Here is a 1,217-nt window from a genome sequence, read left to right as displayed (position 1 = left end):
CGACCTGAACCTCGTCCGACTCGGCCAGAGCGCGATCGACGACCTCGAACGCCGGTACCCGGCGATGACCGACGTCTGGCCGTTGTCGCCGTTGCAGGCGGGCATGCTGTTCCACGCCGAACTGGCCGACGAGTCGGTGGACGCCTATCTCGTCCAGCTGATTCTGGACCTCGCCGGCGACGTCGACGCGGCACGGTTGCGCCGGGCCGCAGGCGCGCTCCTCGACCGTCACCCGAACCTGCGCAGCGCGTTCTGCCACGACGCAGACGGCGGGGCCGTGCAGGTCGTCTCCGGCCGGGTCACCGTGCCCTGGCGGGAGATCGACCTGAGCGGGCTGGACGGGGACGCGGCGGAAACCGAGATCGAGCGACTGCTCGCCGCCGACCGGACCACCCCCTTCGACATGGCCACCGCACCGCTGATCCGGTTCCTGCTGGTGTGGACGGCGGGCGGCCGCTGCCGACTGGTGTCGACGAACCACCACATCCTGCTCGACGGCTGGTCGATGCCGCTGATGATCCGGGAACTGCTCACGCTGTACGCCACGGACGCCGACCCCTCGCCGCTGCCCCGCGTGCGGGACTACCGCGACTACCTGGCGTGGATGAGCGGGCGGCGCGACGCGGGCCTGTCCGCGCGCGCCTGGGCGGACGCCCTGGACGGGGTCGAGGAACCGACGCTGCTGATCCCCGCGGACCGGGCGCGGCAACTGTCGACCGTGTCGCGGGAGTGGGTGTTCGACCTCGACGAGGACCGGACCGACCGGCTGCGTGAATCCGCGCGCACCCGCGGGCTCACGCTCAACAGCATCCTGCAGACGGCGTGGGGCATCGTGCTGGGAATGCTCACCGGACGCGACGACGTCGTGTTCGGTGCCACCGTGTCCGGCAGGCCGCCGGAACTCGCCGGCATCGAGACGATGGTCGGGCTGTTCATCAACACCGTGCCGGTGCGGGTCACGCTGCGCCCGGACGAGACGCTCGGCGCGTTGCTGGAGCGGGTGCAGGCCGAGCAGGCGGCGATGCTCGACCACCACTACACGGGTCTCGCCGAGATCCGGGACGCCGCCGGCCCCGGCGCCGGGTTCGACACGCTCACCGTGTTCGAGTCGTACCCGGTGGACCGGGCCGGACTGTCGGAAGACACCGACATCGCCGGGCTCCGCGTCACCGGCGTCGACGCCCGCGACGCCGCCCACTACCCGCTGAGCCTCGTCG

At 72.0% G+C, this 1,217-nt stretch carries 1 protein-coding gene; it reads left to right on the top strand.

Annotation, left to right across the window (positions count from 1 at the left end):
* Positions 1-1,217, top strand: a 1,217-nt coding sequence (locus ACFTZB_RS45710; protein ID WP_378442626.1) for a condensation domain-containing protein, incomplete at both ends; no start/stop codon positions are given.

The sequence above is a fragment of the Rhodococcus sp. NPDC057014 genome, assembly GCF_042673295.1.
Lineage (GTDB): Bacteria > Actinomycetota > Actinomycetes > Mycobacteriales > Mycobacteriaceae > Rhodococcus_F.
This window is presented reverse-complemented; position numbering and strand designations above follow the sequence as displayed.